The organism is Streptomyces sp. NPDC037288, assembly GCF_055603265.1.
Window position 1 is genome coordinate 24,720 of record NZ_JBVJVY010000032.1, and the last position, 20,374, is coordinate 45,093.

Consider the following 20,374-nt stretch of genomic DNA (forward strand, 5'->3'; position numbering starts at 1 on the left):
TGCCGCGATGTCCGACAGTCGGGGGAGCGCGGAGGAGACAGGCGGCGGCGAGCCGTCCGTGAACATGCGGGCCTTTGCACACGGCCAGGCGACTTCCCACCAGGCGGGCAACAACCAGTACGTCGACTACCACTACTACGCCGGAGCCCCGGACCGGGCGAACCCCGCTTCCGGCACCACCGGGCCCCGGGCGAGCGGCTCCGGAGGCCCGGACGGGGGCCCGGTACGGCAGGGGCGCCCCGGATCCCGGCGGAGGGAGTGGATCGGGTACTCCGGGTTGCTCGTCGGGGTGGCGGTCGCGGGGGCCGTGATCAGCTACGCCGTCGCGCCGCACGGCAAGGACCACGCGGGCGGAGGCTTGCCCTCCGGGCCGTCGCCCGGCCCGACCTTCTCCGCTCCGTCGGCCACCGGGCCCGTTCCCGGCGCCGCCGTCACCGGGGAGAGCCCGCGTGCGAGCGGGCATAACCGAGCGACACCGTCCACGCACGCCCCCGGGGTCCTGTGGCAGGGCACGTTGGTCCTCGACGGATGACAAGCCGCTCCTGAGGGAGCGGCTTGTCATCCTGGGTTCCAGCCGGAACCGACACATCACCTGTGGATCACCGACAGTCGTGTCGAGACACCGACATCCCGCCGATGTGCGGTGCGGATCTGCCACAGAAGCCAGGTGCAGCCGCTGAGTGCCGAAGTGGCCAAGTGAAGGGCCGATGTGGCCAACCGGCCTACCAAAGGCTGCCGTAGGAGTCACGGCAGTCTCAACTGACCTGCCTGGCAAACCTGTTGGCCAAGCATGCGCGGTGGAGGACGGGGTCCTGACGGTGACGTTCAACAAGAAGGTCGTCGGCTGGATGCACTCCACCGTCACCCAGTGGGCTGCGCGCAGGCACGTGGTGGTCGAACCGTCGCCGCACCCCAGGCTCCGAGCAGGCACGGCTCGGAGCGGATCACAAAGATCCCACAAGAACCGCCCCTACGGTGCCTCCGCGGAAGTCGGCAACGAGGGGGAGCACCGTGGATCGTTCACGTCGTCTGGGCGGGCGCTACCGTCTGGAACAGGTCCTGGGGCACGGGGGGATGGCCGAAGTATGGCTGGCGTACGATCTGCTGCTGTTCCGCCCGGTCGCAGTGAAGGCGCTCCGGCCGGAACTGGCGGCCGATGCCGAACACTGGGCGCGTTTCCGTCGTGAGGTCGTCTCGACGGCCCTGTTGGGCCACCCGTCCGTCGTCGCCGTCTACGACGCGGGCGAGGACACGATCGACGGCCACCTCGTGCCGTACCTCGTGATGGAGTACGTCAACGGCACCACGCTGCTCCAACTCGTGCGCGAGGCACGGATCGCCGGGCCCGAGCACGCCCTGGAACTCACCGCCGGGGTGCTGGAGGCGCTCGATCACGCCCACCGCCACGGCATCGTCCACCGGGACATCAAACCGGCGAACGTCATGCTCTCCTGCGAGGGCACGGTGAAGGTGGCGGATTTCGGCATCGCCCGCTCGGTGGATCGGGCGGGTACGACCCTCACCCGCACCTCGGTGGTGGTGGGTACGGTCGAGTACCTCTCGCCGGAACAGGCCCGGGGTGAGCAGGTGGACGTCCGCACCGACCTGTACTCGACCGGCTGCCTGCTGTACGAGCTGCTCACCCGCCGCCCCCCGTTCACCGGTGACACCCCGCTGGCCGTGGCCATGAAGCACCTCTCGGAACCACCGGTGCCTCCCTCTGCCCACGCCCCGCAGCTGCCTGCCGCCTATGACACCCTGGTGCTGCGCGCGCTGGCCAAGGACCGTGCGGACCGGTACCAGACCGCCGAGGAGATGCGCGACGCCATCGGGAAGGTACTGGCGGGCCGTGCCAAGTCGGTCACCTCGCCGCTGCCGGATCCACCTGCGACGGATCGGCACACCCGGCTACCGCCGCCCCGGGACCCGCTGGAAGAACGCCCCGTGCGCCGACGGCGCATCCGTCGGCCACTCCAGGCGATGGCGGTGCTGCTGGCGGCCGCCGTGGGCACCTACGTGATCACCGGATCCCATGCCCTTAGTCGTCCCCGGGTCGCGGCACCCTCGCTGATCGGCGAGACGATGAATGAAGCCCGATCGAGCGCCCAGGCAGTCGGCGTACGCGTCCAGCCCATCCGACACCGAGAGTGCCCTCAGCCGGGCACGCCCGTCGGCCGAGTATGTGAGCAGACACCCTCGCCCGGCAGCGAGGTGCCACGTCACGCCATCCTGCGGGTCACTCTGTCTGCCGACACAGCTCATCAGAGGTAGAGCTCCCCCTGCGCCACCACCACCGCATCGTCAGCCGTCAACTCGCCCCAAGGCGGCGGGGTACGCGTCGAGCTTCTTCTGCGCCGCGTCCTTGTCCCGCTGGGCCTCGTTGATCCGTGAAAGAGGTACAGAAGGGCGGCAGCGGCGGACTCGGTCACCTCGGGCGGCTCGTCGAGGAGCGACACGTGGATCTTCTGGGGGGCTGTCCGGACCTGAGAACGCCTCGGACGCGGGCTGGGGCATGCGCTGCTGGGCGTCGGGGCCAGATGACTCCTTCTCAGGGCGAGCCGTTCGTCAGCAGCAGGTGAAAGGTACGGTCCCGGCAAATGAACGTGGCGGTGTCGGAACCGCTGCCATCGAAGTACACCGGCGGCTGCGGCTCCTCGCCGCTGTAGTAGCCGGTGGAGCGCAGGAAATCGGGGCTGACAGCGGCGAAGGACCATGCCGGGCCGTCTGCGCCGAGCAGTTCCCTGGCGAAGCCGCGCACCAGCCGCTCGGCGTCCGCCGTCGGGTAGTGGTGGCCGTAGGGGCTGAACGCCTCGCAGAGCATCCAGCGCAGCCGTGCCAGGAAGCCTGCATGGTCGAGTGGGCTGACCGTGGCTCGGAAGCCCTCACGCAGGAGCGGATGCTCGAAGGACTCACTGTCGTACTCGTCCGGCAGGTTGTACCAGTTGCGGTCCACGTCGGCGGCACGCATCAGCCGCTCGAACAGGGCACTGTGCAGGAAAGCGTGCAGGACATCCTGACGGTTCCCGGCTGCGACGGTTACATCGCACTGTGCTGTGAGCAACAAGGTGTTGCTGTTCATCGCGTGGTCTACGGCGGAGAGGAAGGCGTCGACGGCGGGGGGTTCGGGATCGGGCGGTGGCGCGGTGAAGTTCGGGGAACCCATGGTGGCAGCCTTGCGGACGGCCGGTCGCTGCTTCAAGAAGGGCGCGCACCAGGTGGTCGGGTTCGTTGAAAGCGGTGTTGGCCTGGCTGGTGCGCCGCAGCAGTGACCAGATGCCCTCGACGGGTTTGAGGTCGGGCGCATAGGCCGGCAGGAAGTAGCAGGTGATCCAGACCGAGGAGGACTTCTGATGCGTAGCGTGACCTATTCGATGGGCGTCTCGCTTGACGGCTACATCGTGGGGCCGGACGGCGGCTTCGACTGGACGGCGCCCGACGAGGAGGTCTTTCGCTTCGCCACCGACGAGGTGCGAGAGGTCGGCGTCCATCTGTTGGGGCGACGGCTCTACGAGACGATGCTGTATTGGGAGACCGCCGACCAGAATCCATCGCTCGACTTCTCGACGCTCGAGTTTGCCGCGATCTGGAAGTCGCTGCCCAAGGTGGTGTTCTCCACTACGCTTTCGGCGGTGCAGGGCAATGCCCGCCTGGCCTCCGGCGACCTGGCGGAGGAGATCGAGCGGCTGCGAGCCGAGCCGGGGGAGCGCGACATCGCGATCGGCGGCGCGACTCTCGCCGCCGAGGCGGCCGCGCTGGGTCTGATCGACGAGTACCGGGCCAGGGTCTACCCGGTGCTGGTCGGAGGTGGCGTTCCCTTCTTCCCCCAGCACGAGCGCCGGGTGGATCTCGAACTCCTCCAGACCCGCACCTTCAGCTCGAGAGTCGTCTACCTCCGCTACCGCGTGGCGCGCTAGCCGAAGAGTGGCGAGTTCGCCGTGCACCCTGCGGCAGCCCGGTGACGGGCCTTCCGCGGCCCCGGGGGGCGCTGCGGAGGGTGGTCACGGGATCGGTCCTTCATGTCCGGCGATTGGAGTGTTGTCCCCGCCCGTGAATCACCGTGGTGGGCGTGTGTGGGTCGCTGACGATGAAGAAGCGGGCGGGTGCGTGGTCGATCGCGAGCCCGAGGCGCCAGGCGGTGAGGACCTGGGCGCTGCACTCGAACAGGTCCCGGGGCAGGGCGTCCATAGGTCACCAGCGCCAGTCGCCGGAGCCGTACCGTCGGGGCGTGGAGCGAACGGCAGGGCGCTCGGCCAGCCGGACGCCCGTGCCGGCCCTGACGGCGACCAGAGCCGGATCGGGCAGAATGCGGCCGAACGCGAACGGGGTACATGTCCGTTCCTTCGGCAACATCGCAGGCGAGAAGCGCCACCAAAACAGCTGGTGCGGGTCCCAGCCGCCTCACGAGCACTCACGGGTGCTCATGCCGTCTGTCGTGCGACACGCGGTGGTCCTGCTTGTGGTCATGAACAGGAAAAGTAACGTTGCCTCATGTGACAACACATGCGACAAAGAGGATCGGAAGGCCGGCTCGGATACGTGCGCTTCTGGCCGCACTGCTCTCCGCCGCCGTGATGGCGCTCACCCTTACCGCGGCGCCTCCCGCGGCGGCCGAACCCGACACCATGGCGGGCCCGCTGACGCCCACGCCGAAGAGTGAGTACGGTCAGTACAAGCTCAACATCAACCGCGAACTCGACTACGACAACTACGGTGACTCGATCCGCGCCGTCGAGAAGAGCGGTGCCGTCACCAAGGTCGGACCGCTCGACGTGGCCCTGTCGGGCCAGCACACCGGACGTCCGCTGTGCCACACCACGGGTCTCAACGGCACGTTCCTGTACAACGGCTTCTGCTGGGACAAGCGTGACGACTCGTCCGCCGGCGGCTGGACTCCGCAGGGTCTCACCGCGTCCCACGACGCCGATCCCAGCGGGACCGTCGGCGGACACCATCTGTACGTGGCGTCCTGGCACTACGACAACAACGACTTCGCCCGGATCTCCCTCGTCAACTCGACCGGTCAGCAGTGGACTTACGGCCACGTCCTGCTGGTGCAGCCGACCGGCGACGGAGCCAACGCGGGCTTCGCGGCCATGAACCAGACGCATGCCGACGGTGCGGTCTGGTACGGCAACAAGCTGTTCATCGCCAACGGCAACCAGCTCCAGGTCTACGACTTCCAGCACATCTGGAAGATGAAGCAGGTCTCCGAGCGGGTCGGCATCGACAACGGCGTCTCGTCGGCCAGGTACCACCAATGGGCGCTGCCCATGGTGGGCTTGTACACCATCGCCCAGGCCGACAAGCCGGGAGCCTGCCCCGCTCCGCACCAGGCGGGCCGGGCCTGCCTGAGCTCGCTCAGCCTCGACCGCAGCAACGGGGTCGACCACCTCGTGTCCGGCGAGTACTACCAGGACAAGCACGGCCCGGTGGCCCACCTGGCGCGCTGGCCGCTGAACTCGTCCACCGCCCTGCCGAAGGCGGACAACGGCGACACCGTGGGCACCTCCACCGCCGACGGCGGCTTCAAGGCGCCCGTTCAGCAGTTGCAGGGCGTGGCCACCGACGGGACCTCCTACTACCTGGCCGCCGAGTGCCCCAAGGGGTACATGGGAGAGAACGACCCCGCCAACAGCTACTCGTGCATCTACCGGGCCGAACCAGGGAAGGTCGGAACGGTCCTGACCAGGTCGCCGAAGTACACGCAGAACCTGTCGTACTCCCCCCAGTCCGGTCGTCTCTGGGGCCTCAACGAGGTCTCCGGCGACCGCTCCGTGTTCTCCCTCGTGCCCACGGCCGCCGACCACAGCGTCTACCTGCGCAATACCTACAGCGTCCTGTGCGCAGGCGGCGGCAGCAAGACCGAAAACGCCGCGCCCGTCATCCAGTGGGGCTGCACCAACGCGCGGGACGAGCGGTGGGTGTTCGAAAGGACCACGGACGCGGACGGCGAGACCGCCTATCGCGTGCGCAACGAGTACTCGGGCAAGTGCATGGGCGTCGCCTCGCAGCTCGGCGATGGCGCGGGCGTCATCCAGTACACGTGCGGCGACAGCGCCGTCGATGAGAAGTGGTGGTACGACGCTTCCGCGAAGACGCTGCGGAACGTCTACTCGGGCAAGTGCCTCGGGCTCGGCGCCACCGCGACGAAGGGCACCCAGCTGATCCAGTACCGGTGCGACGGCAAGCCTGACGAGGGCTGGGAGCAGATCCCCCGCTGATCCCGTGGCCCGCATCGCGTCCAGGTCCTTCACCGCGGGCGACACGTTCGGCGGTGTGGCCCTGACGGCCCGGGTTCCAGGGAACCGCCTGCCCCCCACCACCGTGCTGGGCATCGTGGCCGGCGTGCAAGGCAGGCGGCCTTGACTGAAGGAGGTCAGAGCTGGAGCGACTTGGTCTGCAAGAATTCCATGAGGCCGTGTTCGCCGAGTTCTCGGCCGACGCCTGACTGCTTGTAGCCTCCGAAGGGCGCAAGGGGGTTGTAAGCGCCGCCGTTAACCGTCACTTGGCCACACGCCATCGAGCGCGCGAAAGTGACTGCCTGCTTCTCATCGGCCCCCCAGACGGATCCTGCGAGGCCGTAGTCGGAGTCATTGGCGATGCGCAGGGCATCCTCCTCGTCCTCGTACCTCATGAACGAGAGCACGGGGCCGAAGATCTCCTCGCGGGCAATGCTCATCTCGGCGGTGACGTCAGCGAAGACCGTGGGACGGATGTAGTAGCCCTTGTCGTGTCCGTCGGGGACCTCAGGGCCGCCCGCGACAAGACGGGCGCCCTCGGCCAGGCCCCGACGGATGTGGTCGCGGACCTTCTCCCGCTGGGCGCTGCTCACCACCGGGCCCAGGCGGCAGCCGGGATCGGCCGGGTCACCGGGAACAAAGGCAGCAATCTCCTCGACGGCGATCCGGACCGCGTCTTCGTAGTCGCCGGTGTGGACCAGCGTACGCGTCAGAGCGTTGCATGACTGCCCTGCGTTGCGCATGACGTCGGCGACATTGGCACGGACAGCCTGCGCGAGGTCCGCTCCCGGCAGGACGACGTTGGCGGACTTGCCGCCGAGCTCGAGGGCGACACGCTTCAGAGCACCGCCGGCAACAGAACCGATGCGTTTGCCGACAGCCGTAGAACCCGTGAACGAGATCATGTCCACGCCGGGGTGGCGTACCAGCGCTTCCCCAGCTTCGGTTCCCCTGCCGGTGACGAGGTTGAATACTCCCGCGGGGAGACCTGCGGCTGATACGCACTTCGCAAACAATCGGGCCGACAGCGGGGTCAGCTCGGCAGGTTTGAGGACCACCGTGCAGCCTGCGGCAAGGGCGGGAACAACCTTGCAGACGATTTGGTGCAGCGGGTAATTCCACGGAGTGATCGCGCCAACGACTCCGACGGGCTCGAGCAGGACGAGCGAGTTACCGACCCGCTCTTCGAAGGCGAAGTCGGCCAGGAGCTTGGCATGCAGGCGTGTCGTGGTGACCGGCAGTCCCGCCTGTACTCTGCGAGAGAAACCGATCGGGGTGCCTACCTCGGCTGTGATGAGTGAAGCCATCTCGTCCTGGCAGACGGCGAGTTCGTCAGACAGTGCAGTCAGTAGCTCGGCACGGCGGGTGGGTGCGGTGGCCGCCCATCCCGGCAGCGCTGAACGAGCCGCGTTGACTGCGGCATCAACGTCCGCGGCGGAGCCAGCCGGAACGGTCCCGATAACCTGCTCGTCGGCTGGGTTGACGACATCAATGGCATCCGTCCCGACCGCAGGTTGCCAGTGCCCTCCGATGAACACCTCGTTGCGGGCCATCACAAGCGTGCTCCTTCATATGTCATGGGCAGTGGGGGAAAATTAGCCGTGAAACTGGAGGGATGCCAGGTAGAACGTAGAAATCCAGCCTCCAGTGGCCGGCGAGCTTGCAGCGGCTAACGCAATGAGACGGATCGCTCCGGTAGTCGTTCACAGCGCGCTGAACTCAGCGCGGCCTCGGCACCTGGACCGGTCCCGCTGGGCGGTTCGACAGCTCGGCGCTCGGTTCAGCCTTCAGCCGCAGATTCGAGTGCCCGGGAACGGTAGTGGCTCTCGTTCGAACTCGGGCGAAGACCCGGCCGGCCCACGCAACTCCGCGTCGGCGGCAAGGACTACGACAACGCGCAACTGCCGGACGAGCAAGCCGACGTTTCGCTCCCGAAACCACCACGGCCTGGCATGGCCGTGTCTACGGCACGACCGACAAGGGTGCGCTCGCCCACGACGCCCGCACCGGCAAGGACTTGCCCGTCTGGCAGTGGCAGTAGCGGGGTGACGTCGTTGCGGTTTCCGCCGGTCAGCAGTACCGCGAGCGGGGTGTCGTGGACCGTCGGTGACCAAGTGGTGCTTCGAGCCGGCCTGGCCCCGGTCGACCGGCCCGTGTGCCGCCTCCTTCCAGGGCTCTTCCGTGCGAGGAGTAGACCACGCAACGGGGCCGGTCCGGTCGTGAGACGGCGTCGAGTTCCACCGGCAGGTCATGCCCGACCCGAAGCCCGGCTGCTTCGGCGGGTACTCCCACTGAATCCTGGTGTGCAGCACGTTGTGACGGGTTCGGTTCGGCGGAGGCCGTCACAGGTCCCGGGACGTCTCCCGGCTGGTCCGGTCTTCTGAGGTGGGCTGTCAGTACGGAGGGTGAGCAGCCTCGTACGAACGGATCCGGTCGCTGAGATTGTCGGAGGCCCGGCGGTGTGGTGAGTCGGGTGTCATGCCGAACGTGGCCAGGACATCTCGTTCAATGCGCAGGTAAGGCAACGTCTGCTTGTCGATCCCCGGAAAGCGCGCGGCCGTTGGGTTCTGGAGGCGTTCGGTGATGCCTCTGACTGCGTCAACATGAGGCCCGAGACATTTGTCGAGGAGGCGGATCACGGCGCGTGTCTGGCTCACATCCCCTTGCGCAAGCAGTATCTGTCTCACGCCGGGGCTGAAGTCGAAGACCATTTCGTCGAACCGGTCGCGGTGAATGAGGTGGGTACCGCGATTGACGAGCAAGCCGCTGGTGAAGATGGCCGAGAGATCATGCGGGGTGGACCACGGGAGAATCTCGGCGGCGACGGCTTGTATGAGGTGCCGGTTCAGTGGTGCAGCGGCGAGGGCCACGGCCAGCTCGAAGGCATTGGGCACTGCAGACGTGCGGAAGTTCGCCACCTTCTGCGTCGCGGCGTCATCGCCGGCGAGGGCGGGGGCAGGCAGGTGAGGCTGCTGTGCGGCGGACGGACGCGACGGCTGAAGCACGTGCTGTTGCACCGGGATCGCGGATGTCATGAGGTGGACCCACTTACCCAGCCATTCCCTGTGCAGTTCCAGGACGGGGACGGGCCGGGAAGAACAAGAGGCGGTGCCCGACGTCGCATTGGCCGCTTCACAGGTGCGCCCGCCGACAACAAGGTCTGGTGCGGGTACCTCGACCAGGTCGGTGTTGGCGCACACCGGCTTCGTCGCCTTGAGCTGGCATGCGCGCGTCGACAGTGCCGAACGCCGCCAGTTCTCGTGCGGGAGTACGTTGAGTACGGCGACGGTGTGATGCTGGGACCAGGACTGGATGTCGTGCCAGAGCATGTTGCGGCGCCACAGTGGGCCCACTCCGTCGGTGACGATGAAAACGATCTTGCGATGCTGTGGCGGAGTGGAGATCTCGAGGCCCAGGCCCTGCCAGGTCTTCGGGTCCAGACCTGGGGCGTCTGGGGCAGGAGGCGCTATTTCCCGGATGCGTACGTCGGTGAACGACTCGAGTGCAAGCGCGCAGGCCCTGAGGCGGTCGATGGTGGGGTACCAGACCGACATCGAACCGCCTGTTTCGACGAGGAGGATCAGCTCCTGCGCCGCTGTATCGCCGTTCGCGTGGGGCGGTGGCCAGTTGGGCTCGCTCGGTAAGTCGAAACTGTTGTGCGCTGGTACGCGGTCGGCCACAGTGCGAGGGCGCAGACGTCGCAGAGCGTCGGCGCACGCCTCGGCTCCGTAGGCCGGCAGCCAGGGCCAGGAGGCGGGCGGCAGATTGAACGCCGGCTTGTGGCCGCTCGGAAGTGGGTCGGCAGCGGGTACTTCGGTCGGGGCGGCCGTGATGTGCCAGGACCGGTCAAGGGAGTGAGTCACGGTGACGCGGCCTCATCGGGCGTCACCAGGGGAGTGAGGGCGGGCAGGGAGTGGTCCGGGCTCTCCCAGAGCAGGATGACCTGATCCTCACGTCGCGCCCCTGCCTCCCGCTGCAGTTTCCCGATACGCAAGGGCAGTTCCTCATGCGAACAGGCGGCAACGACATCCTGTACTCTGCTCCGGATGTCCGGGGAGCAGCCGAAGCGGTGCCAGACGATCGCTGGAATTCCACCGTCAAAGGCGTCCATGAGCTCTCGTTTACCTTGCCGGTAATCGGGCGGCTCGCTGAGGACCACACAATGGAATCCTGCAGCTTTCCGTGTGACAGAAAGTTCCTTGTCTGACGCTTTCGTGCCGGAAGTGGTGCCCCAGTGGCGGTGCAGTGACGTCGTCCATTCAGGGGACTGCGAACGGTCGAGACTGCGTACCACCAGGGTGAAGTCGTCACCGGCCGACTCGGGTGATGACTGGCCGGAGCGGCACCAGTCCCACACCGGCTCGTTGATCAGGGCCAAGGGCAGCCACAACTCCACGTTCAGCTTCGGGCGGCGGCTCTTGGCCGTGTGCAGCGCTGCGGCGAGGCGCTCACCCACATGCCGGCCGATCTCGTCCTTGCGTAGCCGCACCCCGCTCTCACGCTGGGCCGGGCGATGGCTGGGGCTGTCTGTGCGCCAAAGCACCAGAATATAGAAATCGTCTTCCAGGCCATCGGGCATCAGCACGAACATCAGACGCCGCTCGCCTTCTGCTGCCGTCCGTCCCAGCGCTGCCCCTGCTCGGCGGCGGCACTCCTCCAGTTGCGGGATGCGGCTACTCTTCCGTGCGAGCTCCTGATTCCAGTTCCGGATTGCGCTGGCCTCGGCGTCAGGGGCAACGGCGGCGAAGTATTCCAGGAACGACATGAACGGAGGAAGGCCACGGAGAGGAATGTTGCGACGGAGTAAATGGAGAAGGATGCTCCAGGCGTCAGTGCAATGGGCCGGCAAGGGGGAGGGCAGCGGATCCATGGACGCCGTCGCAAGCTCCTGGACGTCCTCGACGTCCACCCTTTCGACCAGGCAACGCAGACGATTGAAATCTGCTTCCGGGAAGCGCGTCTGAGCCAGATGCTGGTCACACAGCATGCGCAACTGCCGGACCGGCAGGGTGTCCCCCTCGAGCGAGGAGAGCACCTCGATCAGGGCCTCAGCGTTCTCAGGACAGTCTGCGCACAAGTTGATCAGCTCGGCGACGAATTGATCACGCGGCAGACTTGCGATGGGACCCGAGTGCCGCAGCACCGCGGGCAGGAAGGCGTCCACCATCTGCCGTGACGTCGTGGTCGCCAGTGACGGCGCGGCGTACAGAAGGTTGTACAGATCGCGCTGCCACGAGGGGGGCGCAGCTCTGCCTGCGAGTGTCTCCGGATGCGCATCAGACGATGTCATTGTCACAACCCCCCGATAGCTGACCGTTGACGCCGCACGTCGCCGGGTCCTGCTGCCAAGACTGTCCACCCGGACAGGGGGGCAGGCCAAGACGAAAATGAGCTGAACTTTTGCGCGATGGGTGCAAAACCGGCTTAAAGCGACGGCGCATGCATGACGCCTGAGGCACGATGTGACCGTGGGGGACATCAGTGCATACGCGGCCTGGTTCGCTGCGGTGACCAGTCTGGCGACTTTGGTTGTGACCACCGTCGTCAGCGAGCGTCGGGAGCACCGGAGATGGGCGAGGGACGCTCTTACGGAGGCGTTCGTCGGCTTCCTGGAGGCCAGCTGGTCCTACTCCGACGCTGTACGAGACTGGCCGGCTGACCAGGCACTCGAGGGGCAGGCGTTGAGCCGTGTCTACGCCACTATGCGCACGCAACTCACACGGCTGCGCTTGTTGGGATCGGACGACGTGCTGAAGGCGGGTGAGCAACTGATGCGCTGCCACAAGGAGCTCTCGCGGGCCGATGTGGACCAACGGCAGCAAGCTCTGGAGAGAACGTCGGCGGCTCGGCGGCAACTCGTCGTGGTGGCCAAACGGGAGATGGGCCTTTGACCCCGGGCGGTCAGTGCACATAACGCCTCAGTTTGTTCCCGGTCGCGTCCCTCAACCCGACCAGCACGGCCCTACGGGACGGTGAGAGATTCAGGTCCTCAAGCGACTCGCCGATCCAACGGGCAATCTCAGTGAACACGGCTTCCGCCGAACTTTCTCGCGGGCCAGGCAGCCAGTGGCTGACGATGTTGTGAGCAGCTTTTACCAGCACGGGGTCGTCAGTCAATGTGAGTGTCAAAAGCAGGGGACGCCATTCACCCCAGTAGGCCAGTCCCACGTTGCAGGCCCTTTGTACACTGACATGACGTGGCTCGGTGTCCGTGACCATGCGACGCAGCTCTGGGAGATACTGCCCTTGAAAACCGTGCGACTCGGGGTCTTCCGCAGCCAGGCGTTCGAGGTAGCCGATGGCGGTGAGAGCATGGGCCGCCATGGAAACCTCCACCAACCCATGAGTCCCATGCGAATGAGTGATCACCTTGCTGAGGTTGGCCTGGCTGGTTGCCACCGCGTGAACAAAGGGCAGCGCCTCAACCAGGCCGGCACTCGCAGCCAGAAGTACGAATTCGTGCGCATGCATACCGTCGCAACGATCCGGTTGTAAGGCCGCGAGTTGCCCGCGCATACTCTGGCTGAGGTAGATCCGGGGCGTCTTCGGGGCGTCGAGGAGGACGTCAGCGCTTCCCAGCAGGGAAACGAGCATCTCGACCTCGTCGCTGTCCTCAAGAAACGCGCCGATCTCGGCTCGCACGGGCAAGCTGCGCCGCCATATGGTGCACCACGGCCAATGCAACGCTTCCTCCCGCAGGTCACCAGCAACAAGGGCGCGGTGAACCTGCAACGCCAATCGCCGTCCCTGTCGCTGGTCCAAGGACAGGGCTGCCGAGACCAGGCAGGCCAGAGGCTCGACCTTGTCGCCGGTCAGCTCCGGGAGATGAGGAGCCAGGACAGAGCTCAGACCGTCGGCGGAAGGCAGGTAGTGCGCGAGGGCTGCGATGATCGACAGCCGTTCCGCGTCCGCTTCTCCGCTCATCTGCACCAACACGGGCAAGTCGACGCTGTCGTCGTTGGACATGAGGTGGTGGGCCGCGACAGCAGCCCAGGTCTTTTCCGGATCCGCGAGCCGCTGACGCCAGTAGCTCGGCTCCCCGGCATCGAGCAAGGCGGACGCCAGCAGATCGGGCTCGTCTTGCTTCCGGCGCGCTTCCGCGGCGACCTGCATCAGCTGCTGCCATTCATGGTGTTGCGCCAGGCCGGCCTTGAACCGATGCGTCAGCTGCGTCTCGATGTCGCCCTGTGACGCCAGGAACCGCAGCAGGTCCAAGCGCTCTTCATTGAGGGACATGGCTGCGTCGGTTGCCGACGCCACCGACAACTCCTGTGCGATCTGCGTCAAACGATCCCGGCAAGCCTCTCCGTACAGGGCCATGGCTGAGCGGGTGGGCGCCACCTTGAGATCAGCGAGGGTCTGCCATGCCTGCGACGTGACGGGCCATGTACCGCCGCACAGATGGGCAACGACATAGGCGCTCAGCTCCGTCAGCTCCGCGCTGCGCACGCAGCGCAGAGCTCTCACCGTGATCGAGGCGCACATGGTCGTCTTGCCCGCCGGCTCGAGGAGCTCCTGCAGGACGGACGTGAGTTTCTGCGTGGCCCCGGGCACGAACCACCGGTGCATCATGACGAGCCCGTCCAGGGCTGCCTCGACGGCTTCCGTAGGACTCTGCACCGACAGGGCCACCCCGGCCAACAGGTTCAGGGCCTCGGGTGACCCGAACCGCGCCAGAGCATAGGCGGACTGACGCCAGGCAGGCCGACCGCTGCTGGCCGACATGAGGACACGTTGCTGTTCCTCGAGGAAGTCCTGCCGGATGGTCATGAGCTGCTCGGGCAGGGGGTCGGGGACTGCTTGCAACATCAAAGCGGCGTACCATGCGTTGACCTCGCTGGCCCGTCTCAACAGGGCCGTCAGGACATCGCCGTCGGCGCCCGGGTCGGCTGCCAGCAGCACCGCGCCTTCGCGCCAGTCGAAGGTGACGATACGGTTCAAGACTCCGTCCAGATCGGTTCTGGCGTCGTCAGCAAGCACCAGCGCGGCGCAGAACGTCTGAACCAGTGGGTTACAGAACGTGATGGTGCCGGACTCTTCCAGCACTGCGCTGGTGTTGAGCAGACTGCGCAGCAGCGCCGTGGGATCCGAGCAGTTGAGTGCCGCAAACACTTCCAGAACTTCATGGCGGCTCAGCCCGCTCAGGCTGCCGCTTCGCCGGACGATGGCTTTCAACAGGTCGACAGGGTCGAAGTCCCCGAAAGAGCGGTCCTCTCGAGGCCCGCTGAACAGGCGCGTCAGGTACTTGTGCACCAGGAAGCCGGGATTACGGGGAACCTCTCGCTGCTCGCGGTAATGACGCACGAGCATGCTCAGGAACAGGGGCTTGCCCGCCAAATCCCTTAGCGCCACCGCCTCGGGGTCCTTGAACAGCCGATCCTCGATGATCTTGAAATGGGCCTGCCAGTCTGTGCCCAGGTGCCGGCGGAGCTCCTCCTCGATGAAGACGCGGGCCGGCTGGGCCCGGACCTTGTGGATGACGACCGCTGGCCATCCCCACTGCTCGGGCTGGTAGTCGAGGCTGCGCTGGCAGACGATCAGGCCCAGGCGCGGCTCGGCCTTGTGGAGTTTTTTGAGCCAGAGCATCACGCTCGCCCGGTGACCTGCCTCGACCTTGTGCAGATCATCCACGGTCAGGTGGACCGCGCCCATATGCATGAGCTGGCTGAACCGCTCCTCGGATATCTCCTCAGGTAACCCGGACAACTCACGCAGAATCGTCCCGGCGGACTCTCCCGGCGCCGAGCGGAGACGGTGGCTCAGCTGTAGCGCACTGACAGCCAGCGGCATCTGCCTGCGTCCGGATCTGCCGGGCCCGGACGCCGAACCGCCCCTGAGCAAAGACCGAAACAGCCGAAGTCGGAACTCCCGCATCACGAGCGACTTGCCCGAACCGGAGTCCGCCAGCAGCACTGCGACGTCCTGTTCGCCCAGCAACTGCAGCACATCACGCTGGGCCAGACTCAGGGCGCCTTCTCCCTGGAGGACCAGCCGTTCACCGGACGCCAGGGTCCGGCCTTCCAGACTGATGTAGGACGAGCCTCCCAGACCCTGGGAGCCGGCCGGCCGCTGGTCCTTGCATTCACGCTCCAGCGACTCGATGACGCCCCGCAGAGGGCCGGCGAACAGCAAGTTCGCCAGTTGATGCTCAGGGCTGCCGGACGTGGCCGACAGCCCACGCGCAGCAGCGCTGAGGAGAAGGTCGATGTCGTCCCAGCTTCTCAGTTCCTTCTGGCATGCGAAGAGTTCGCACGCCAGTCGTGCCTGTTCCGGTTCCCACTGCTCAAGAGCTCCCCGCTGACCAGGGGAGAGGCACTCCGAGGCAGTCCCCGCAGCAATCGCTGATGCCGCCACCGCGGCGGTTGCGTTTTCCTCGGTCCACTTGAAGGTGCGGCACGCGGCCAGAGTGAGCTCTTGCAGGTACTGCTGGGCCCAACCGGCCCCTAACTGCTCTTGAGTGATCTTCCATGCTCCGAAGCGGATCTGCCACAGCAGCGCCAGACTGTTCCCGGCTTGCTTGGAGGGCATAGCGGTGGCAATCCGCGTGGCGGCTTCGCAGACCTCTTCATGCGGCCATATCTCCAGCAGCCGAGAGAGGAGGTGCAAAGAGCGCGCGACCCTTGCCAGATCGACCCAGTCCAAAACCGGACCGCAGACGTCGCGGAGCAGACACACCTCGAGCCAGGCGATGTCGGCAAGAGTGCGTCCCTCGGACCGGTACGATGCATAGTCGATCAAATACGGGTTGGCCTCGCAGAACAGGATGTTGCGCGGGTTGAGATCCCCGTGCACGTGCGAGCTGGCGCGCTCCATGGCATCCCCATTGAGCACCTCGCGCAGAGACCGGGCTGGATGATGCACCCGCACCCCCTGGCAGGAAACGTGGCCTGCCTCTTCGGTGAAGTCCTCGTACTTGCGCCCAAGGCGGTCACGCATCAGTACGGACCAGGCCTCCGGACGTTTCACCTTCACCCGGCCGAACACCTCAACGTCGGCGCTCGCCTCCAAGTTTCGCCGCAGCGGTGAAGGGTCCTCGGCGGCCTCCCCGGTCAGCTCCACCTTCACGGCCGTCGATCCCTGCCGCCCGGCAAGAGTCACGCCGTCGAATGCGCACTGGGTGAGCCACACACGTGCCCGGCCCCCAGCGCGGAGGGTCTCAGAGGCTTGAGAGGGAACAGCCGAAGCATCGAGCACCGTCTTCTGGAAGGCCTTGTGCTTTTCCAGATCATTGCGGCTGGGACGGCCGTACAGCAGCTTCAGGTTCCCCGCTGCCTGCTCGATCCCATCCACCTCGAGGGTCAGATCGACCCCCAAGCGCAGGTTTTCCTCACCCAGGCCGTGCGCACTTGTCAGGCCGACCTCGCCATACAGCTGATGCGCCAACGTGTCCATCATGTCGGCGACCAGATCCTCCCCGTCCCCCCGGGGTACGTCGCCGGCCACCATGGCGGCAGCGATGTCCTCGAAGGAGCGCAACTGTCCTCGGCGCCGGGGGTCCCGCTCTCTGACGTGCTGGTAGATGACAGCATGCAGAGGGAACCCCGCGTCCCCGCCGTCCAGTATGTAGCGGCTGACTGCCTCGATCCGCACATACAACGCGTACCGGTCCTGGTCGTCCTCCACGGCCTTGAGATACGACGACCACTCGTCGAAGGCCTCACCGAAGCGCATCATCTTCGCGACCAGCAATGTCGGTTTGTTGCCCGCGACCGCTTCGATCTCCAGAACCTGCGACCCGCTCCGGCCCCCGCCGAGGCACTTCAGCACATTCACCGTGTGTATGTCGCACGACCAGCGACCGGGTATTGCACCTTTGTTCGAGTTCACTGCGACGTCGGATAACGCTTGCCCAATGACATCCTGCTGTTCAGCGGTGATGCCGCACGCCTCGGTGAAATGGACTTTGAGCATGGAACCCCCCAGGGAGCCACCTGCCACTTCCCCTCGGGTGGCATCGCAACCCCGCCTTGCCGGGGGTGAGTGTAGCGCCAGAAACGAACGGCATCAGCTCGTTGTACGGTCTCGGTTTCAGCACCTTAAAAGATCACTGAATGCCTGGCCCTCACCTGTTCAAGATTCCTCAGCCGAGACTCCCCGGACAGAACACCTAGGGTTCGACATAACCGATCGAGACCCTGGTCTTGATCGGGTTGGCTGGGTGGCATGCCAGAGCGGGTGGTGGGCGCTCGAAACACGGGAGACCGGTGAGTTCATCGGCCGTGCCTTCGTTCCCAGGCAGTGATGCGCCGGATCGGCATGACCCGGGATCCGTCCGGCGACTTCGGGGATCCGAGCGTGTCCGAGGGACCGCTTCGCCAGTGTGTGCCGTACCGGATACCCCGCACAGATGCTGACGGCCTACGCCACGCGGCGGGGACACCACCCGTGACGGATGGGGTGGGCCGCGCCATGCCGGGACGGTGAGGGTCGCGCGCGTGGCGAGAGGCGTGGCGTGGCGTCAGCCGGTCGCGCCGCCCGAGACCCACTCGGCCCACGGCATGTTCCAGTCGCTGAGGCCGTTGTCCGGGGCCAGCCTGGTCTTGTCCGCGGAGTTCTTGACGATCACGACGTCACCGATCATCGAGTTGTCGAAGAACCACGCGGCGGGCTGCCTGACGTCGCCGCCGCCCCTGACGTCCTTCAGGCCCACGCAGCCGTGGCTGGTGTTGACCCTGCCGAAGACCTGGTCGGCACCCCAGTAGTTGCCGTGGATGAACGTGCCCGACGCGGTCAGGCGCATGGCGTGCGGCACGTTCTCGATGTCGTACGCGGGCTTGCCGTCCTTCTGCGTGAGGCCGACGCTCGCGCCGTTCATGTGGATCTGCCGGAACTTCTCGGAGATGACCATCTGGCCGTTGTACGTCGGGTGCTCGGGGCTGCCGGACGAGACCGGGATGGTCCTGATCGTCTTGCCGTCCCGTACGACGGTCATCTGCTTCGTCCTGGCGTCGACGGTGCTGATCTGGCTCCGGCCGATCTTGAACGTGACCGTCTTCTCGACGCCGTGGAGGGTGAGCCTGACGGTGACGGTGGAGCCGGGCTTCCAGTAGTTCTCGGGGCGGAAGTCCAGGCGGTTGTCGTCGAGCCAGTGACCGGCGACCCGCTGGCCGCTGCTGGAGGTGACCTGGATCCTCGACTCCACGGCGGCCTTGTCGCCGATCGCCTTGTCGAAGTCGACCGTCACCGGCATGCCCACGCCGACGGTCGAGCCGTCCTCGGGGGACAGGTGCCCGATGAAGTCGTTGGCCGGGGAGACCGTGGTGATCGTGGCGTTCGCGGTGACGGAGCGGCCCCTGGCGTCCGCGGCCTCTGCGGCGACCTGATACCTGGTGGCCCGCTCCAGCCGGCCGTCCGGCCTCCAAGACGTGCCGTCCGCGGACAGGGTGCCCGGAATCTCGGCACCGGTCGCGACGGCGGTCATGGTCACCTTGGTGAGCTTGCCGTCGCTGACGGTGACCTTGACGGGGCCGTTGATCCCGACGTTGTAGGCGCCTTGCCCGGGCGTGATCTTTATTCGGGCGTCGGAAGCGTCCTGGGCGCCCGTTTGCTGTACCTGTGCCGGCGGTTTCGGGTGATCCCCGGTGTCGTTGCCGCCGGTGGCAGCGTTGCTGGTACCGGCGAGGGTGGTGACGGTGAAGACACCGCCCAGTACGCCGACTGTAGCCATCAGCCCGGTGCGTCGCTTACCTGCCGTGATCAAACGCTTCTCCCATGCTACTGATCGTTGAATCCCTGGAGCTGGTTACCGGAGGAGTGCAACCGGCTTAAAGAACTACTTTTACGCATCCATCCCTCCCGAAGGGAGTAAATTGTGGCGAACTCCACGTGTAGTGAGAGCTCGCCGAGGTCCGCATGGTGGGGCTCAGGGCCGACGACGACCGGCCATGGAACCGCCGAAGCCGTCGCCTCGGTGCCTTACGTCGGCGCGCGTCCGTCCGGTGCGTGCGGGGCGGTGCGGCGGGACCGGTCGATGTCGTGCGCGGTGATGATTCCGAGCAGTCGGCCGCCGTCCATGACCAGGACGGGCAGGAGGCTGCCCTCGGTGCCGAGCCGCTCCAGGACGGAGATCAGCAGCTCGTCCGGTGTGGCGAGTGCGCATCGGGACAGCGGGGTCGCCAGGTCCCGTGCCCGCAGCGACGCACGCTGCCCGGACGGCACGGCGGCCAGCCGGCTCACCCGTACGACGCCACTGAGCCGGCCCTCGAAGTCCAGCAGCGGCAGCGCCGTGTGCCGTGCCGGGCCCGCCACCTCGGCGAGGAAGCGGTCGACGGTCAGCCAGTCCGGACCGGTGACCACCGGTGCGGTCATCGCCTGCCCGACCCGCAGGCCCCGCAGGGCCGTGACCAGCTCGGCCCACCGGCGTTCGGCCGCGGCGACGCCCGCGACGAAGACGCCGACGAGGATCAGCCACAAGCCACCCGACAGGCCCCGGGCGAACGCGAACCAGCCCAGGACGGCCAGTACCATCCCGACGGCCTGACCGCTGCGCCCCGCCGCCCGCTGGGCCCGCTCACGATCCCCGGTACGCCACCACAGCGCGGCCTGCAGCAGCCGGCCTCCGTCCAGGGGCGCGGCAGGCAGGAGGTTGAACACGCCCAGCACCAGGTTCGTGCCACCGAGCCAGCCCAGTACGGCGACAACGATCCGCGAGCCCGGCGCCGCCTGGGCCGCGGCCGCCGCGCCGAGCCCGATCCCGCCGAGCAACAGACTGGCGAGCGGCCCGCTGACCGCTACCACGAAGGTCGCCCGCGCGGTCGCAGGCCGGTCCATCCGGGTGAATCCGCCCAGCGCCCACAGTGTCACGTCCCGCACGCCGATCCCCGCTCGGCGAGCCGTCAGCGCATGCGCCGCCTCATGCACCACCAGGCTCGCCAGCAACAGCGCGGCTCCGGCCACTCCGGCCACCGCGTACACCACGGGGGCCAGGCCGGGTGCGTACCCGGGCAGGGTGCGGGCAGCCAGACCGTACGCGAAGAACAGCATGATCAACGGCACGCTCCAGTGGGCCCGCAGCACCACTCCTCGCACACTCCCGAGCCGGATCGAACCCCTCATCGTCCTCACCGCCGACGACTCGTGCCCTGTGACCGCACGCGTCCTGCTTCCATGGTCCACCGTCGGCCGGAGACGGGGAA

12 protein-coding genes and 3 pseudogenes are annotated in these 20,374 nt (G+C 66.8%); 6 read left to right on the plus strand and 9 right to left on the minus strand.

The window, feature by feature from the left end; translation table 11 throughout:
* Positions 1–7 precede the first annotated feature (7 nt).
* Both ACZ7GZ_RS29660 and ACZ7GZ_RS29665 read left to right on the plus strand, forming a co-directional pair.
* Positions 8–532, plus strand: coding sequence for a hypothetical protein (locus tag ACZ7GZ_RS29660; RefSeq protein ID WP_471028850.1), 525 nt, complete (start codon positions 8–10; stop codon positions 530–532).
* Between the two features lie 479 nt (positions 533–1,011).
* Positions 1,012–2,271 (plus strand): protein kinase domain-containing protein, encoded by a 1,260-nt coding sequence (locus ACZ7GZ_RS29665; RefSeq protein ID WP_471028852.1) that lies wholly within the window; start codon positions 1,012–1,014, stop codon positions 2,269–2,271.
* Positions 2,272–2,548: 277 nt separating this feature from the next.
* Here the strand turns inward: ACZ7GZ_RS29665 and ACZ7GZ_RS29670 are convergent, their stop codons facing one another.
* Together ACZ7GZ_RS29670 and ACZ7GZ_RS29675 are read right to left on the minus strand one after the other, a co-directional pair.
* The gene (locus ACZ7GZ_RS29670; RefSeq protein WP_471028948.1) at positions 2,549–3,163 is read right to left on the minus strand and encodes a hypothetical protein; all 615 of its coding nucleotides are present in this window, start codon (positions 3,161–3,163) and stop codon (positions 2,549–2,551) included.
* 37 nt (positions 3,164–3,200) lie between these two features.
* A pseudogene (locus ACZ7GZ_RS29675) lies at positions 3,201–3,332 on the minus strand (IS630 family transposase); the annotation flags it as partial.
* 18 nt (positions 3,333–3,350) lie between these two features.
* Here ACZ7GZ_RS29675 and ACZ7GZ_RS29680 point away from each other — a divergent pair.
* Together ACZ7GZ_RS29680 and ACZ7GZ_RS29685 are read left to right on the plus strand one after the other, a co-directional pair.
* Complete coding sequence (locus tag ACZ7GZ_RS29680; RefSeq protein WP_471028854.1) at positions 3,351–3,914, plus strand: dihydrofolate reductase family protein; 564 nt, start codon at positions 3,351–3,353, stop codon at positions 3,912–3,914.
* A 657-nt stretch (positions 3,915–4,571) separates the two neighbouring features.
* Positions 4,572–6,221, plus strand: a complete 1,650-nt coding sequence (locus ACZ7GZ_RS29685) for an RICIN domain-containing protein (RefSeq protein ID WP_471028855.1) — start codon at positions 4,572–4,574, stop codon at positions 6,219–6,221.
* 155 nt (positions 6,222–6,376) lie between these two features.
* Here the strand turns inward: ACZ7GZ_RS29685 and ACZ7GZ_RS29690 are convergent, their stop codons facing one another.
* From ACZ7GZ_RS29690 to ACZ7GZ_RS29705, 4 genes and pseudogenes are all read right to left on the minus strand, one after another.
* Positions 6,377–7,795: an aldehyde dehydrogenase family protein gene (locus ACZ7GZ_RS29690; RefSeq protein WP_471028857.1), complete on the minus strand. Its 1,419-nt coding sequence runs from the start codon at positions 7,793–7,795 to the stop codon at positions 6,377–6,379.
* Between the two features lie 432 nt (positions 7,796–8,227).
* Positions 8,228–8,486 (minus strand): annotated as a pseudogene (locus ACZ7GZ_RS29695) (IS5/IS1182 family transposase); the annotation flags it as partial.
* Positions 8,487–8,632: 146 nt separating this feature from the next.
* Positions 8,633–9,919, minus strand: a complete 1,287-nt coding sequence (locus tag ACZ7GZ_RS29700) for an SAV_2336 N-terminal domain-related protein (protein WP_471028858.1) — start codon at positions 9,917–9,919, stop codon at positions 8,633–8,635.
* 179 nt (positions 9,920–10,098) lie between these two features.
* Complete coding sequence (locus ACZ7GZ_RS29705; RefSeq protein ID WP_471028859.1) at positions 10,099–11,718, minus strand: VMAP-C domain-containing protein; 1,620 nt, start codon at positions 11,716–11,718, stop codon at positions 10,099–10,101.
* Between ACZ7GZ_RS29705 and ACZ7GZ_RS29710 the strand changes: the two genes are divergently transcribed.
* Complete coding sequence (locus tag ACZ7GZ_RS29710) at positions 11,708–12,130, plus strand: hypothetical protein (protein WP_471028860.1); 423 nt, start codon at positions 11,708–11,710, stop codon at positions 12,128–12,130. The two genes, ACZ7GZ_RS29705 and ACZ7GZ_RS29710, sit on opposite strands and share 11 nt — an antisense overlap.
* A 10-nt stretch (positions 12,131–12,140) precedes the next feature.
* Here ACZ7GZ_RS29710 and ACZ7GZ_RS29715 read toward each other — a convergent pair whose 3' ends face one another.
* Complete coding sequence (locus ACZ7GZ_RS29715; RefSeq protein WP_471028861.1) at positions 12,141–17,150, minus strand: hypothetical protein; 5,010 nt, start codon at positions 17,148–17,150, stop codon at positions 12,141–12,143.
* Between the two features lie 312 nt (positions 17,151–17,462).
* Here ACZ7GZ_RS29715 and ACZ7GZ_RS29720 point away from each other — a divergent pair.
* Positions 17,463–17,663: pseudogene (locus ACZ7GZ_RS29720) on the plus strand (hypothetical protein); the annotation flags it as partial.
* Between the two features lie 34 nt (positions 17,664–17,697).
* Here the strand turns inward: ACZ7GZ_RS29720 and ACZ7GZ_RS29725 are convergent.
* Positions 17,698–18,906, minus strand: a complete 1,209-nt coding sequence (locus ACZ7GZ_RS29725) for a L,D-transpeptidase (RefSeq protein WP_471028863.1) — start codon at positions 18,904–18,906, stop codon at positions 17,698–17,700.
* 248 nt (positions 18,907–19,154) lie between these two features.
* On the minus strand, positions 19,155–20,294 hold the full coding sequence (locus tag ACZ7GZ_RS29730) for a site-2 protease family protein (protein ID WP_471028865.1): 1,140 nt from the start codon (positions 20,292–20,294) through the stop codon (positions 19,155–19,157).
* Between the last annotated feature and the right edge of the window lie 80 nt (positions 20,295–20,374).